This is a genomic window from Micromonospora sp. CA-244673 (assembly GCF_050948395.1).
GTDB lineage: Bacteria > Actinomycetota > Actinomycetes > Mycobacteriales > Micromonosporaceae > Micromonospora.
This window is the reverse complement of record NZ_CP192019.1, coordinates 462,412-476,352: the sequence shown is the minus strand read 5'-3', so window position 1 is coordinate 476,352 and position 13,941 is coordinate 462,412. Positions and strand designations below refer to the sequence as shown.

Below are 13,941 nucleotides of genomic sequence, written 5' to 3'. Positions count from 1 at the left end.
ATGTCCCTGATCACGCCCGACTTCGACCGGTCCGTCATCGTCCGCGACGTGGACGCCGAGGTGGTGGGCCGCGCCCCCACCACGATCCGGCTGCTCGCCGACAGCAGTGCCACCGGCGGCGCGCTCTCCACCCAGCGGGTCACCCTGACCGACGGCGCGGACGGCGCCCGGCCGCACCACCACGGCAACTCGGCGGAGCTGTTCTACCTGCTCGACGGCACCGCGCAACTGCTCTCCGGCGAGCAGGTCGTCACCGCCGAACGCGGCGACCTGGTGATCGTGCCGCCCGGCGTGGCGCACGCGTTCGCCGCCGCGCCCGGCGAGAACGCCGACATCCTCATCGTCATCACCCCGGGCGTCGAACGGTTCGAGTACTTCCGCCACCTGGAGCGGATCGCCTACGGCAAGGTGCCCCCGGAGAGCCTTCTGGAGGTGCAGGAGCTGTACGACACGTACTTCCGCAGCAGCGCCGCCTGGGACGCCGCCCGTCGCTGAACCCGACGACCGGACCCGCGACCGTCGACTTTGGTCGCGGGTCCGTCGGCCGATGGCCGTTTCGGTGATCCGGGCCGGCCGGGCACGGTACGGCCATGACAGCCAAGCGCCGCAGCCTTCCGCCCGCCATCGCGCTCCTGCTGCTCGCTCCCTGGGCCGCCGAGTGCGCCTGGGGCGGCTTCACCCTCGCCGGCATGCCGTTCGTGGTGCTCGTGCTCGCCCCGATGTACGGAGGCGCCGCCCTGCTGATCCGGGAGACGGCCCGGCGGCTCGGCCTCGGCTGGCCGGGGATCGTGGCGCTCGCCGCCGCCTTCGGCGTGATCCAGGCCGGGCTGGTCGACCAGTCGCTGTTCAACCCGGGGTTCCTCGACGACACCGAGTTCGCCGACACCCAGGCCGTCGCCCAGCAGACGATGGTGCCCGGCCTCGGGTTCAGCGCCCGGCAGGCAGTCGACTACGTGGGCAACCACGTGGCGTTGAGCATCTGCGCGCCGATCGCGCTCGTCGAGTCGTTCCTGGGCGCGGACCGGCGCCCGCGCCCGTGGCTCGGACGGCCGGGGCTGACCGTGGTCGCCCTGCTCTGGCTCGCCGGCAGCCTGCTGGTCTTCGCCGACGACGGCGGCCGCAAGAACTTCCTGGCCGCCCCGGCCCAGCTGGCGTTCGCCACCGTTGTCGCACTGGCGCTGATCGCCACCGCCCTGCTGCGCAGACGACGGCCCGTCGACCACACCACCCGGCCAGCGCCGCACCGGCCGAGTCCCGCCGCCACCGTCACGCCGACCGAACCGAACGCGCCGCGACCTCTCACTCCGGACACCCCGACCCCGCCCGGACAAGCGCGACCCGTCAGCTCGACCAACCAGCCCGTGCCAGACCGCCCGCGGTCCGTCAGCTCGACCACCCGGCCCACACCGCGTCCTGCCTGGATCGGGCTCGTGGTGGCCGTCGCCTACGCCGGGGCCGGGCTCGCGCCGGGCTGGCCCGGGATCGCACTCGCGCTGGCCCTCGCGGCCGCCGCCGCCGTCCTGCTCGTGCGCTGGTCCCGCCGACCAGGCTGGGGGCAGCGGCACGTGCTCGCCGCCGCCTCGGCCAGCCTGCTCGTCGCGGCCGCCTACGCGTATGCCGTGCCCACCTATGCCCCGGCGACGCCCGCGGCGGCCCTCGTGGGTGACGTGGCGATCAGCGTGATCGTCCTCGCCCTGGTCGGCGGCGCCTGGTGGCGGCTGCGCGCGCCTAGGTCACGGGCTCACGAGCCCGCACGCTGACGCGGACCAAAGCAGCGCTGCCCGCGACCGGTCGGGTCGCGGGCAGCTCGTCGCCGATAGGCGGCTACTGCTTGACCTTGACCACGTCGGTCGGGCGCTTCACCGTCACCGTGACGCCGTAGTCGAAGAGTTCGAGCGTCGAGCTGAACGTGCCCGTGTCGAGCCGGCCCTTAGCCGTCGTCTGCCAGGTGCCGGTGAGGGCCACCTTCGCGATCCGGCCGTCACCGTCGAGCGTGACGTCACCGGACGTGGTGGTCGACCCGACCTTGTCCGACGTCGTGTAGCCGAAGTGCAGCGTCCCGTCGGGGTTCTCCGAGATGGTCGCGTTCGCGCCCTTGAGCGCCGTGAACAGGGCCGCGGGGTCGGGTGCCGCGGCACCCAGGACGGTGTTCCCGTCGCCGTAGAGGGACAGCCGGTCGTACCGGCCCGGGTACTGGCCGTAGCGGCCGTACGTCTCGCCCGGGCCGTCCTTGTCGGCCGGCAGCTTGCCCCGGGGTCGCTCCGCGCCCTCGTACCGGGTGCCGTTGATCAGCAGCTCGGTCATGACGGAGTCGTCCTGCGCGACACGGACGTACCCGGTGGCGGTCCTCGGGTCGAACGCGCCCTCGTACGTCAGTCCCTCCGGCCCGGAGTTGCTCAGCCGCATCCGGTAGCTGATGTTCTCGCTGGCGGTAGCGGCCGAGACCAGCCGGATCGCCGGCGAGGCAGGCGGCGACGCCTGGGCGGTGACGCCGGGACGGCGCGGCGCCGGCGTCGTGGCCACGGTCGCCGCGGTGGCGACGCCCAGCGCCACCAGGGCGCACGTCGCCCCGGCCAGCGCGGTCGTCCGGCGGCGGCGGGCCCGCCGGCCGCGTTCCAGCAGCGCACCCACCGGGGGTACGGAGCCCGGCTCGTCGTCGACGATGTCGTGCAGCCGGTTGGCGAGTCGCTCATCGAGCGTGTTCATGACTGATCACCTGCTTGTCGAGTGGGAGGGTTCGTCGAGGAAGTGGCGAAGTTTGCCCAGCGCCCGGGCGTTCTGGCTCTTGACGGTGCCCACCGTGCAACCGAGCAGCCGGGCGACCTCGCGTTCGGTCAGGTCCTCGTAGTGGCGGAGCACCACCACGGCCCGCTGCTTCGCGGGCAGCGACATGAGCGCCCGGCGCAGCACGACGGCGTCGGGGCCGACGTCGCCGGCGGGGGCGGCCCGATCGGGTACGTCCGCGACGAGGCTCTCCCGGCGGCGCCGGCGCCAACCGGACGTGTGGTTGTTGACCAGGGCGCGGCGCAGGTAGGCGTGCGGGTCGTCGAGCCGGGAGAGCCGCCGCCACCGCTCGTACACCTTGACCAGGCTGTCCTGCAGCAGTTCCTCGGCCCGCCACCGGTCGCCGGCCAGCAGCATGGCCAGCCGGATATGTCGCTGCCAGGCCACCTCGACGAAGGCGACGTACGACCGGTCCGCCGCGGACCGGGGTTGCGTTTGGTCGGTCACGCCCCTAACACGTGGCGGCGCCACGGAAGGTTGTCACGGGCGCCCTTCGTCGGTTGTTCACGTCTGCGCAAGCTGCTGCTCCTCCGCGGGTGCCAGCCTCCGTCGGGGCACGACCTACGGAGGAAGTCCTTGACAGTGAGAAGAGCACTCATCGCGGCCGGTGTGGCGGTCGCCGGCCTGGCCGTCGTCACCCCGGCGTCGGCCGGCGGGCACCACCCGGGCGGGCCGGTCGCGTTCGACCGGGTCGCCACGTACCCGGTCTTCCAGAACCGGCCGGCCGGCGAGGACCCGGCGTCCCCGACCGTCGCCGAGATCTCGGCGGTCAGCCCGGACGGCCGCACCCTGGTCTACACCGACGCGCTGGCGCGCCGGATCGGTTTCCTCGACATCTCACGGGCCGACCAGCCCCGCGGCCTCGGCACTCTCTCGCTCGCCCAGCTCGGCGACGCCGAGGACGAGCCCACCTCGGTGGCCGTGGTCGGCCGGTACGTGCTGGTGGTGGTCAACACCAGCCGCAGCTACACCGAGCCGTCCGGCCGGCTGGACGTGATCGAGCTGGCGACCCGTACCCGGGTCCGCAGCCTCGACCTGGGCGGACAGCCCGACTCGATCGCCATCAGCAAGGACCTCCGCTACGCGGCGATCGCCATCGAGAACGAGCGCGACGAGGAGGCCACCCCGCCCGGCGGCGAGGAGGGCGACCTGCCCCAGGCCCCCGGCGGCCTCGTGCAGATCGTCGACCTGACCGGCGCCGCCCCGGCCGGCTGGCGGCTGCGGCCCGTACCCCTGACCGCCCCGGACGGCACGGCGCTGCCCGCCCTGGTCCGCGCCGGGCTCGCCGCGCCGACCGACCCGGAGCCGGAGTACGTCTCGATCAACGGCCGCAACGAGCTGGCCGTGACCCTCCAGGAGAACAACGGCGTCGCCCTCATCGACCTGCCCACCGGGCGGATCACCAAGGTCTTCTCGGCGGGCACCGCCACGGTCAGCGGGATCGACACGGTCAAGGACGGCACCATCGACCTGACCGGCCGCATCACCGACGTGCCGCGCGAGCCCGACGCGGTGGCCTGGATCGACGACCGCCACCTGGCGACGGCCAACGAGGGCGACTGGCGGGGCGGCACCCGCGGCTGGACGATCTTCGACAGCCGCACCGGCGCGGTCGCCTGGGACGCCGGCAACACCTTCGAGCGGCTGGCCGTCACGTACGGGTTGCACAACGAGGACCGCGCCGGCAAGAAGGGCACCGAGCCGGAGGGCGTGGCCGTCGCCGAGTACGACGGCGTCCGCTACGCCTTCGTCGGGTCGGAGCGCAGCAACTTCGTCGCCGTCTACGACCTGAGCAAGCCCACGAAGCCGGTGTTCCGGCAGGTCCTGCCCACCACCAACGGGCCGGAGGGGCTGCTGCCCATCCCGTCCCGGGGGCTGCTCGCGGTCTCCAGCGAGGAGGACGACGCCTCGGTCAGCGTGCGCGCCTCGGTCTCCCTCTTCCGGCTGGGCCGGGGCACACCCGGCTTCCCGAGCGTCGTCTCCGCCACCGGGGCGGGCGGCGCGCCGATCGGCTGGGGTGCGCTCGGCGCGCTCAGCGCGGTGCCCGGCAAGCCGCACCAGCTCTACAGCGTCACCGACGCGGCGTACGCGCAGACCCGGATCCTCACCGTCGACGCGCACCGCACGCCGGCCGTGGTCACCGCCGCGCTGCCCGTGCGGGACGCCGCCGGCCAGCCGGTCGGCTACGACGCCGAGGGCATCTTCGCCCGCCCGCAGGGCGGCTTCTGGCTGGCCGTCGAGGGCGCCAAGGGACCGGAGAACAAGCTGGTCCGGCTCGACGCCGCCGGGGTGACCCAGCAGGTCGTCCCGCTGCCGGCCGAGGTGGCCGCCGGCCTCGGCAAGCAGGGCCTGGAAGGCGTCACGGCCAGCACCGACCGGCACGGCCGGGAGATCGTCTGGGTGGCCGTGCAGCGCGAGCTGTCCACCGACCCGGCCGGGACCGTCCGGCTCGGCCGCTACGACGTCGCGGCCGGCACCTGGAGCTGGTTCGGCTACCGGCTGAACGGCACCACCGTCGCGGGTGACTGGATCGGGCTCTCCGAGATCACCGTGGTCGGCGACCGGCTCGCCGTCATCGAGCGGGACAAGCTGAACGGCCCGGCCGCCGCCCTGAAGCGGGTCTACACCGTGCCGCTGCCCGGCGCGGCCGCCGCGCCCGGCACGCTCCCCGTGCTGCCGAAGACCCTCGCGGTCGACGTGCTGCCGGCGCTGCGCGCCACGCACGGCTGGACCCAGGAGAAGCTGGAGGGCCTGACCGTGGCCGGCGACGGCCAGGTGTACGCGATCACCGACAACGACGCGGTCCAGGACGCCACCGGCGAGACGGTGTTCCTGCGGCTCGGCACCAACCGGCAGGTCTTCGGCCGCCGCTGAACCCTGACGCGGCCCGGCGTCCACCCTCCCCCGGTGGGCGCCGGGTCAGCGCAGCGGCAGCTCCGGGCCGCCGTCGAGCAGCGGGGCCAGCAGGTCGCCCTGCTTCTCCACCCGCTTCAGCACCTCGGTCGCCGTGTAGGGGCGAGTGGACGGCCGCTTGCCGGCCGCGCCCGCCTCCACCTCGTCCCAGGTCAGCGGGGTGGACGCCGAGGGCACGTCCTGGGCCCGCAGCGAGTACGGCGCCACCGTCGTCTTGGCCGCGCTGTTCTGGCTCCAGTCGATGAAGACCTTGCCGGGGCGCAGGTTCTTCGCCATCTTCGAGACGATCTGCTTCGCGTGCGCCTTCTCCAGCTCCTGCGCGATCCGCTTCGCGTAGGCCGACACGTCGTCGGAGGATTGCGTGCCGGCGATCGGGCAGCAGAGCTGCATGCCCTTCTTCCCCGACGTCTTCGGGTAGGCCTCGATGCCGTCGGCGGCCAGCCGGTCCCGCATGAGCAGGGCCACCTGGCAGCACTGCCGCAGCGCGGCCGGGGCGCCCGGGTCCAGGTCGACCACCATCATGTCCGGGTGCTCACCGACCTTCCACTGCGGCGTGTGCAGCTCCAGCGCGGCGAGGTTGGCCAGCCAGACCAGGGTGGGCAGGTCGTCGGCGACCACGTAGTCGATGGTCTCCCGCCCCTTGCTCGACCCGGGGGCGGGCAGGTTCTCGGTGCGTACCCATTCGGGGGTGGCGGCGGGCGCGTTCTTCTCGAAGAACGAGCCGCCGTCGACGCCGTTGGGGTAGCGGATCCGGGTCAGCGCCCGGTCCCGCAGGTGCGGCAGCAGCACCGGGGCGATCCGCGTGTAGTAGTCGATCACCTCGCCCTTGGTGAAGCCGGCCTTCGGGTAGAGCACCTTGTCCAGGTTGGACAGCTCCAGCGAGCGGCCCTCCACGTCCACCTTGAAGCGGTCAGCTGGCATCCTCGACCTCCTCGGCAGGCTTGTCCGGGCGCAGGCGCAGGATCCGGGGGAAGCGCAACCGGCCGTCCGGCGTGCGCTGGCCGTACTTGACCTCCACCACGACCTGGGGACTTACCCAGATCGCGCCACGGGCATCCTCGCGGGGCACGTCCCCGGCGAACGGCGACCCGCCGGTGCGCAGCGGTTCCAGCTCGCGCAGCAGCTCACGTTCGAGCGCCGCGCCGATCCCGCCGCCCACCCGACCCCGGTAGACGAGCCGCCCGTCCGGGCCGGGCACCCCGACCAGCAGCCCGCCGATCTTCCGCGCGCCGGGCCGCCAGCCGCCGACCACGAAGTCGCCGGTCACCTCCAGCTTGACCTTCACCCAGTCCGGCGAGCGCACCCCGGCCCGGTAGACCGCGTCGACCCGCTTGGCCATCACCCCCTCCAGGCCGTGCTCGCCGGCCGCCGCGTAGGTGGCCGGACCGTCGGCGAAGACCGGCGGCACCGCCCACCGGGCGGCGCCGAGCCCCAGGGACTCCAGCGCGGCGCGCCGCTCCCGGTAGGGCCGGCCGGTCAGGTCCGCGCCGCGCAACCGGAGCACGTCGAAGATCATGTACGTGACGGGGACGGTCGCCGCGAGCCGGGCGGCCTTGACCGCGTTGCGGACGTGCATCCGCTCGGCGAGGGCGGTGAACGAGGGCTGGCCGTCGGTGAAGAGCACCACCTCGCCGTCCAGCAGGGCGTCGTCGACCTGCTCGGCCAGGGGAATCAGCTCGGGGTACGCCGTGGTGATCTCGACACCGGATCGGGCGAACAGGTGCTGGTGGCCGCGGCTGATGTCGGCGAGCGCGCGGACCCCGTCCCACTTGAACTCGTACGCCCAGCCGTCACCGGCCGGGAGCTGCCCGGTCATCGCGAGCATCGGCTTCAACGGCGCGCCGGGCACCTTCTGACTGTAGTTGCACGCGGAAGCGCGTGCGTCCCGTTCGATCATTTGCGATTCTGGTCAGAACCGGGGAGAGGAGCGCGTCATGCGGGCGATCTGGAAAGGAGCGGTGTCGTTCGGCCTGGTGTCGATCGGGGTGAAGGTCTACTCGGCGACCGAGGAGAAGGACATCCGCTTCCATCAGGTGCACCGCGAGGACGGCGGCCGCATCCGCTATAAGCGCACCTGCTCGGTCTGCGGCGAGGAGGTGACCTACGACGACATCGCCAAGGGCTACGACATCGGCGGCGGCGAGATGGTCATCCTCACCGACGAGGATTTCGCCGAGCTGCCGCTGACCACCTCGCACGCGATCGACGTGCTGGAGTTCGTGCCGGCCGAGCAGGTCGACCCGATCCTCTACAACAAGGCGTACTTCCTGGAGCCGGAGGGCTCGGCCACGAAGCCGTACGTGCTGCTGCGCGACGCCCTGTCCGACTCGGAGCGGGTGGCCATCGTCAAGGTGGCGCTGCGCCAGCGGGAGCAACTCGCCACCCTGCGGGTCCGCGAGGGCGTCCTGCTGCTCAACACCATGCTCTGGCCCGACGAGATCCGCCAGCCGGACTTCGGCTTCCTGGACGAGGACCTCAAGGTGCGCCCGCCGGAGCTGGCCATGGCCAGCTCACTGATCGACTCGATGGCCGGCGAGTTCGAGCCCGACGCCTTCACCGACGACTACCGGGCGGCGTTGCAGGAGGTCATCGACGCCAAGATCGAGGGCCGCGAGGTGGTCCAGCCGGAGGAGGAAGAGGCCGCGCCGGCCGCCGCCGTGGACCTGATGGCCGCCCTGAAGGCGTCGGTCGAGCGGGCCCGGGCGGCCCGGGGCGAGGCGCCGGAGGGCGGGGCGGGCGAGCCGACGCCGATTTCCGCGGCGCGCTCGGCGCAGAAGGCGGCGAAGGCCACCAAGGCGCCCGCCAAGAAGGCGGCGGAGAAGAAGGCCGCGGCCAAGAAGGCCCCCGCCAAGAAGGCGGCCGAGAAGAAGGCCGAGCCGGCCAAGAAGACCGCCGCCAAGAAGACCCCGGCGAAGAAGGCCCCCGCCAAGAAGGCGGCCGAGAAGAAGGCCGCCCCCCGCAAGACCGCCTGACCTGCTGCCTTCCGCCAGCCGTTTGGATCTTGCAGCTCGGCTACTCGCTGAACGGGGAGTGGCCGAGTGGAGGTTCCCAGGAATACTTGAGCTGGCAAAGATCGCTCGGTGACAACCGAACCCCCCACCTCGCCCTGGCCGATGCCGCCTCAACCGCCGGCGCACCAACCCTCGCCGCCGTTTCCTGCCCCAGCCGCGCCCCGACGCAAGCTCGGCACCGGCGCGATCATCGGCATCGTGATCGGCGCGGTCGTCCTCGGCTGCTGCGGCCTCACCGGTGTGGTTGCGCTGGTCGGCGGAGACGACCCGGCATCCACGTCGGCCAAGAAGGTCGCGCCGACGGCTGCTGCCGCTCCGGTCGTCCCGTCGCTGCTTCCCACGACCGCCGCGGCTCCCACAACCGCCGCACCGACCGTGTCTGTCGTCCCGACCACTCCGGCGGCCCCACCGAAGCCGACCACCGTCGTCATGCCGAACCTGGTGGGGATCAATGCCGCTGTCGCTCAGGACAAGCTCGAGAGGCTCGGCCTGACCAACGTCCAGCTCGGCAGCCAGGACGAGAACGACACCATCGTGATCCTCGCGGCGAACTGGACGGTGACCAAGCAGTCCCACAAGAAGGGCACCCGGGTCGCGCTCGACGAGCTGGTGGTCCTGACCTGCACCAAGCAGCGATGACGTGTGCATCCCGCCGGACGTTCCGGCGGGATGCACAGCACGTCAGCCCCGGCCGAGGCGCTCCGTCGGGGTGATGCGGACGATCACCCGCTCCTCGCCAGGCCGGCGGAACGGGTAGGTCTCCTGCCCGAGATACTTCTGCGCCATCCGGTCGATGTGCGCGTCCGCCCCCTCGGTGACCAGCTCGGCCCGGCCCTTCACCCAGAGCGTGCGGAAGTCGTCCGCCTTGTCGACGACGGAGACGGCGACCACGGGGTTGCGGGCGATGTTGAGGTACTTCTGCCGGCCCTTGGCCGTGTTGAAGACGATGTGCTCGCCGTCGGTGTCCACCCACACGGGGGTGACGTGCGGAGTGCCGTCGGACTCGATCGTCGCCACGTGGGCGAGCTGCGGCTCGGCGAGCAGGGCCAGGTCTTCTTCGGTGAGGATCGCCATGGTCGAGAACCTACCCCCGGGGACCGGGTCGTCACCCGATGTTCCCTCCGGGCCGGCCTGTCGGGATCCGCCCGGCCGAAGGAGCACCGCGGGCGTCCGGGCGGGTACCGTGTGCGCTGGCCTCGGCGGCGGCCCGCCGGGGGCACCCACCCCACCCAGCAGGGAGTCGACGTGAGCGAGCGCGTGGAGAACCGGTCGGCGGGCCAGAGCCCGGGCACCAAGGCGGAGCGGCGGCTGGCCGCCCAGCTGGCGGCCAAGAAGGCCGCCGAGGCGAGGCGCCGCCGGCAGTCGATGTTGGGCGCCGCCGCCGGTGTGATCGCCGTGGCGGCCCTGATCGCCGGCATCGTCTGGCTCAACAACGGCGACGACGACAAGGCCGCGAGCACCGCCGCCACGCCCAGCGCGACCGTCCCGGCCGAGCCCACCGCCGCCCCGGAGCAGCAGCTCCCCGCCGACCTCGACCCGGCGCTGAAGACCAAGCCGGCCGTCGAGGCGGGCAAGGGCGAGCTGAAGAAGCTGACCGTGACCACGCTGGTCAAGGGCAAGGGCGCGGCGGTCAAGGCCGGCCAGCAGATCACCACGAACTACGTGGGCGTGTTCTACAAGGACGGCAAGGAGTTCGACGCCTCCTGGAACAACGGCCAGCCGGCCACCTTCCCGATCGGCGTCGGGCAGGTCATCCCGGGCTGGGACCAGGGCCTGGTGGGTGTCCCGGTCGGCAGCCGGGTGCAGCTGGACATCCCGGCCGAGCTGGCGTACGGCAACGACGCGTCGGGCGGCCGTCCGGCCGGGCCGCTGCGCTTCGTCGTCGACGTGCTCGCCGCGCAGTAGCTCACAGCAGGCTTCCGTCCGGTCACCCTGCGGCAGTAGGTTCATGGTCACCGCGGGCGGTCCACCCGCCCGCGGCGACCCGCCCACCGACGCGGAGGTGCACGTGGCGGCGCTGGACGACACCGGGCTGGCCCGGCTGATGTGGACACACTTCGAGCCGGTCCACGCGGTGACCTACTTCCACCCCCGGGCCCGCTCGGCGTACGAGGCGGTCGGGCTGCGCGGCTACTGGCGGGGCTACTTCGCCGGCCGGGCCGCCCCGCTGGGGGCGGTCGGCGCGCCGACCGTGGTGGCCGCGTTCTTCAGCTTCGCGCCGTCGATGGTGGCCCGGGCGCTGCCCTCGGTGTGGCGGCTGGCCACCCCGGAGGAGGCGCTGCGCGCCCGGCTCACCGGCGCCGTGCAGGCGCTCGCCGAGTTCACCTACGAGCTGCCCGAGTCGCACCTGGTCGAGGCGGCCGACCTGCTCGAGGAGGCGGCCGCGCGGGTGGAGACGGCCGGCCGCGTGCTCGGGTCGGTCAACGCGGCCCTGCCCCGGGGCGAGTACCCGCTGGCCCGGCTCTGGCAGGCCGCCACCACGCTGCGCGAGCACCGGGGCGACGGGCACGTGGCAGCGCTGGTCACCACCGGCCTCGCCCCCGTGGACGTGGTGGCCTGGCGGTGCCGGGTCGACCAGTCCCGCGAGTTCCACCAGGCGGCCCGGGGTTGGACCGACGAGGAGTGGGCCGCCGCCGAGGAGCGGCTGGTCGAGACGGGCTGGCTGACCGCCGACCGGACGCCGACCGAGCACGGCACGGCGACCTTCCGGGCCGTCGAGGAGGCCACCGACCGGGCCGCGCTCGGGCCGTGGCGGGCGCTGGGCGCGGAGCGGAGCGCCCGGCTGCGCGAGCTGCTCGAACCGATCGCCACCCGCTGCCGCACGATCATCCCGCCGAAGGCCCCGATCGGCCTGCCGGCCCAGCGCGGGTCCGCGAAGGACGCGGCGGCCCCGGCCCGCTGAGTGCCGGGCGGCGTAGCCTTCCGGGCATGTGGATCGTGGAACTTGCGTTCACCGAGGCGCCGGAGCGGCTCGCCGCCCGCCCCGCCCACCGCGCGCTCCTCGTGGAGCTGCACGAGAAGGGCGTCGTCCGGATGGCCGGCCCGCTGGCCGACGACTCCGGCGCCGTGCTCGTCTTCGACGTGCCGGACCGGCCGGAGCTGGACCGCCTGCTCGCCGCCGACGCCTACTTCGCCACGCCCGGCGTGGAGGTCACCAGGGTCCGGGAGTGGGCGCCGTTCCTGACCTGACCCGGGGCCGTCCGGCAGGATGGGTACGTGGTGGACGCGGTGCTCTTCGACCTGGACGGCGTGATCGTGGACTCCGAGCCCGTCTGGGAGGAGGTCCGGCGGGCGTACGTGGCCGAGCACGGTGGCACGTGGCAGCCGGACACCCAGCGCCGGCTCATGGGGATGAGCACCGGCGAATGGGCCGCCTACCTCAGCGGTGAGCTGGGCGTCGACCGCACCGCCGAGCAGGTCGCCACCGAGGTGGTGGCGGAGATGACCCGGCGGTACGCGCAGCGCGTACCCCTGATCGACGACGCCGACGCGGTGGTGCGCCGCACGGCCGCGCGGTGGCCGCTCGGGCTGGCCAGTTCCTCTCCCACCCGGCTGATCGCGGCGGCGCTGGACGCGACGGGCCTGGCCGACGCGTTCGGCGCGACCCTGTCGACCGAGGAGACCACCCGGGGCAAGCCCGCGCCGGACGTGTGGCTGGCGGTGGCGGCCCGGCTCGGCGTCGACCCGTCCCGGTGCGTGGCGGTGGAGGATTCCTCGAACGGGGTCCGCTCGGCGGCCGCCGCCGGCTGCCGGGTGGTGGCCGTGCCGCACGGCTCCTACCCCCTCGATCCGGACGCCGAGGCACTGGCGGCTGTGCTGCTGCCGTCGATCGACGCGCTCACCCCCGAGGTGGTGGAACGCGCGGCTTGCACCTGACGCGACGTCAGGTCATAGCGTCGCCCGGGTCGCCGCAGGGCGCGGTGACGCGAGAGGGAGTGGGACGTGGCGTCCACCTGGCGGATCGGTGAGCTGTGCCGGCGTACCGGGCTGACGGTCCGGACCCTCGGCCGGCTGAGTGGTTACGCCATGGGCGTCCACCGTGACCGTTGACACCCATGGCGTCCCGCCCGTCACGGCGGTGTCCGCCGACGGCCCGGTTGTACGGTTTCCGGGGCGTGCCGGATCGGAATGATCGCGGGGCGTCCGGGTAGCGCAGCCGCAGGACGGCGGAGGGACGGCGATGAGGGCGATCGTGTACGAGAGCAACGGGGACCCCTCGGTGCTCCAGGTGGTGGACCGGCCGGTGCCGGAGCCGGGCCCCGGCGAGGTGCTGGTGCGGATGGCCGTGGCCGGGGTGAACCCGACCGACTGGAAGGCGCGCCGCGCCTGGCCGCTGCCGCAGGGCTGGCAGATCCCCGGGCAGGACGGCGCCGGGGTGATCGAGGCGGTCGGCGAGGGCGTCGACCAGATCCTCATCGGCGAGCGGGTGTGGCTCTGGGAGGCGGCGTGGCAGCGCCCCTGGGGCACCGCCAGCGAGTACACGGTGGTGCCGGTCCGGCACGCGGTGAGCCTCGGGTCGGCCTCGTTCGACCTGGGCGCGGCGCTGGGCATTCCGTTCATGACCGCGCACCGCTGCCTGACGGCCGGCGAGTTCATGCCGGACAAGCTGCACGCCGGCGCGCTGAGCGACCACGTGGTGCTGGTGCAGGGCGGGGCGGGCGCCGTGGGGAACGCGGCGATCCAGCTGGCCCGCTGGGCCGACGCGTGCGTGATCGCCACGGTGAGCAGCCCGGAGAAGGCGCAGCTCGCCGCGGCGGCCGGGGCCAGCTTCGTCATCAACTACCGCGAGCAGGACGTGGTCGAGGAGGTCCGCAAGATCGCGCCCGACGGGGTGCACACGATCGTCGAGGTCTCGGCCGCCCGCAACGCCGCCGCCGACGTGCAGGTGCTGCGTACCGGGGGTGCGGTCTGCGTCTACGCCGACGACGGCGGCGAGCAGGTGACCCTGCCGATCCGGGCGCTCATGATGCCGAACGCGCGCTGGCAGTTCGTGCTGATCTACACGGCGCCGAAGGCGGCCAAGGCGCAGGCCGTGACGGACATCGCGGCGGCGGTGGCGCAGGGCGCGATCCGGGTGGGCGAGGAGGCCGGCCTGCCGCTGCACCACCACACGCTGGACGCGGCCCGGGCGGCCCACGAGGCGGTGGAGAACTCGGTGGTCGGCAAGGTGCTCATCACGACCAGCGAGACGTGAGAACGCGAAACGTATTTCGCCATCATCGGGACAGAGACG

General features: G+C 73.4%; 15 protein-coding genes. 10 read left to right on the top strand and 5 right to left on the bottom strand.

The window, feature by feature from the left end; genetic code table 11:
• Together ACQP12_RS02370 and ACQP12_RS02365 are read left to right on the top strand one after the other, a co-directional pair.
• Positions 1 to 495, top strand: a complete 495-nt coding sequence (locus ACQP12_RS02370) for a cupin domain-containing protein (protein ID WP_433284664.1) — start codon at positions 1 to 3, stop codon at positions 493 to 495.
• A 95-nt stretch (positions 496 to 590) separates the two neighbouring features.
• Complete coding sequence (locus ACQP12_RS02365; RefSeq protein ID WP_433284662.1) at positions 591 to 1,760, top strand: hypothetical protein; 1,170 nt, start codon at positions 591 to 593, stop codon at positions 1,758 to 1,760.
• Between the two features lie 64 nt (positions 1,761 to 1,824).
• Here ACQP12_RS02365 and ACQP12_RS02360 read toward each other — a convergent pair whose 3' ends face one another.
• Together ACQP12_RS02360 and ACQP12_RS02355 are read right to left on the bottom strand one after the other, a co-directional pair.
• Complete coding sequence (locus tag ACQP12_RS02360) at positions 1,825 to 2,706, bottom strand: hypothetical protein (RefSeq protein ID WP_433284660.1); 882 nt, start codon at positions 2,704 to 2,706, stop codon at positions 1,825 to 1,827.
• Positions 2,707 to 2,712: 6 nt separating this feature from the next.
• Positions 2,713 to 3,231 (bottom strand): SigE family RNA polymerase sigma factor, encoded by a 519-nt coding sequence (locus ACQP12_RS02355; protein WP_433284658.1) that lies wholly within the window; start codon positions 3,229 to 3,231, stop codon positions 2,713 to 2,715.
• A gap of 135 nt (positions 3,232 to 3,366) precedes the next feature.
• Between ACQP12_RS02355 and ACQP12_RS02350 the strand changes: the two genes are divergently transcribed.
• Entirely contained in the window at positions 3,367 to 5,658 is a 2,292-nt protein-coding gene (locus ACQP12_RS02350; RefSeq protein ID WP_433284656.1) for an esterase-like activity of phytase family protein, read from the top strand.
• Positions 5,659 to 5,703: 45 nt separating this feature from the next.
• Here the strand turns inward: ACQP12_RS02350 and ligD (ACQP12_RS02345) are convergent, their stop codons facing one another.
• Both ligD (ACQP12_RS02345) and ligD (ACQP12_RS02340) read right to left on the bottom strand, forming a co-directional pair.
• Positions 5,704 to 6,618: a non-homologous end-joining DNA ligase gene (gene ligD / locus ACQP12_RS02345; RefSeq protein ID WP_357940308.1), complete on the bottom strand. Its 915-nt coding sequence runs from the start codon at positions 6,616 to 6,618 to the stop codon at positions 5,704 to 5,706.
• The gene (gene ligD / locus ACQP12_RS02340) at positions 6,608 to 7,546 is read right to left on the bottom strand and encodes a non-homologous end-joining DNA ligase (RefSeq protein WP_433284654.1); all 939 of its coding nucleotides are present in this window, start codon (positions 7,544 to 7,546) and stop codon (positions 6,608 to 6,610) included. The genes ligD (ACQP12_RS02345) and ligD (ACQP12_RS02340) overlap by 11 nt, the downstream gene beginning before the upstream one ends.
• Positions 7,547 to 7,631: 85 nt before the next feature.
• Here ligD (ACQP12_RS02340) and ACQP12_RS02335 point away from each other — a divergent pair, with 85 nt between their 5' ends.
• Both ACQP12_RS02335 and ACQP12_RS02330 read left to right on the top strand, forming a co-directional pair.
• Complete coding sequence (locus ACQP12_RS02335; protein ID WP_433284652.1) at positions 7,632 to 8,669, top strand: Ku protein; 1,038 nt, start codon at positions 7,632 to 7,634, stop codon at positions 8,667 to 8,669.
• A gap of 237 nt (positions 8,670 to 8,906) precedes the next feature.
• Complete coding sequence (locus tag ACQP12_RS02330; RefSeq protein WP_433284650.1) at positions 8,907 to 9,347, top strand: PASTA domain-containing protein; 441 nt, start codon at positions 8,907 to 8,909, stop codon at positions 9,345 to 9,347.
• Between the two features lie 42 nt (positions 9,348 to 9,389).
• Here ACQP12_RS02330 and ACQP12_RS02325 read toward each other — a convergent pair whose 3' ends face one another.
• Complete coding sequence (locus ACQP12_RS02325; protein WP_357940299.1) at positions 9,390 to 9,782, bottom strand: PPOX class F420-dependent oxidoreductase; 393 nt, start codon at positions 9,780 to 9,782, stop codon at positions 9,390 to 9,392.
• A gap of 171 nt (positions 9,783 to 9,953) precedes the next feature.
• On the opposite strand from ACQP12_RS02325, the gene ACQP12_RS02320 reads away from it, so the two are divergent.
• The 5 genes from ACQP12_RS02320 (at position 9,954) to ACQP12_RS02300 (ending at position 13,902) form a co-directional block, all read left to right on the top strand.
• Complete coding sequence (locus tag ACQP12_RS02320; protein WP_357940297.1) at positions 9,954 to 10,613, top strand: FKBP-type peptidyl-prolyl cis-trans isomerase; 660 nt, start codon at positions 9,954 to 9,956, stop codon at positions 10,611 to 10,613.
• Between the two features lie 139 nt (positions 10,614 to 10,752).
• On the top strand, positions 10,753 to 11,610 hold the full coding sequence (locus ACQP12_RS02315) for an SCO6745 family protein (RefSeq protein ID WP_433289096.1): 858 nt from the start codon (positions 10,753 to 10,755) through the stop codon (positions 11,608 to 11,610).
• Between the two features lie 26 nt (positions 11,611 to 11,636).
• Positions 11,637 to 11,897 carry a YciI family protein gene (locus tag ACQP12_RS02310; protein ID WP_433284647.1) on the top strand — a complete coding sequence of 87 codons (261 nt, stop codon included), beginning with the start codon at positions 11,637 to 11,639 and terminating at the stop codon, positions 11,895 to 11,897.
• Positions 11,898 to 11,924: 27 nt separating this feature from the next.
• Complete coding sequence (locus tag ACQP12_RS02305) at positions 11,925 to 12,584, top strand: HAD family hydrolase (protein ID WP_433284645.1); 660 nt, start codon at positions 11,925 to 11,927, stop codon at positions 12,582 to 12,584.
• Positions 12,585 to 12,888: 304 nt separating this feature from the next.
• Positions 12,889 to 13,902, top strand: coding sequence for an NADPH:quinone reductase (locus ACQP12_RS02300; protein WP_357940289.1), 1,014 nt, complete (start codon positions 12,889 to 12,891; stop codon positions 13,900 to 13,902).
• Positions 13,903 to 13,941: the final 39 nt, after the last annotated feature.

What these genes read in the sequence shown, in the direction of transcription:
- ACQP12_RS02370 (WP_433284664.1), top strand. Translation starts at nt 1, where the DNA reads ATGTCCCTGATCACGCCCGACTTCGACCGGTCCGTCATCGTCCGCGAC.
- ACQP12_RS02365 (WP_433284662.1), top strand. Translation starts at nt 591, where the DNA reads ATGACAGCCAAGCGCCGCAGCCTTCCGCCCGCCATCGCGCTCCTGCTG.
- ACQP12_RS02360 (WP_433284660.1), bottom strand. Translation starts at nt 2,706, where the DNA reads ATGAACACGCTCGATGAGCGACTCGCCAACCGGCTGCACGACATCGTC.
- ligD (WP_357940308.1), bottom strand. Translation starts at nt 6,618, where the DNA reads ATGCCAGCTGACCGCTTCAAGGTGGACGTGGAGGGCCGCTCGCTGGAG.
- ACQP12_RS02335 (WP_433284652.1), top strand. Translation starts at nt 7,632, where the DNA reads ATGCGGGCGATCTGGAAAGGAGCGGTGTCGTTCGGCCTGGTGTCGATC.
- ACQP12_RS02325 (WP_357940299.1), bottom strand. Translation starts at nt 9,782, where the DNA reads ATGGCGATCCTCACCGAAGAAGACCTGGCCCTGCTCGCCGAGCCGCAG.
- ACQP12_RS02315 (WP_433289096.1), top strand. Translation starts at nt 10,753, where the DNA reads ATGTGGACACACTTCGAGCCGGTCCACGCGGTGACCTACTTCCACCCC.
- ACQP12_RS02310 (WP_433284647.1), top strand. Translation starts at nt 11,637, where the DNA reads ATGTGGATCGTGGAACTTGCGTTCACCGAGGCGCCGGAGCGGCTCGCC.
- ACQP12_RS02300 (WP_357940289.1), top strand. Translation starts at nt 12,889, where the DNA reads ATGAGGGCGATCGTGTACGAGAGCAACGGGGACCCCTCGGTGCTCCAG.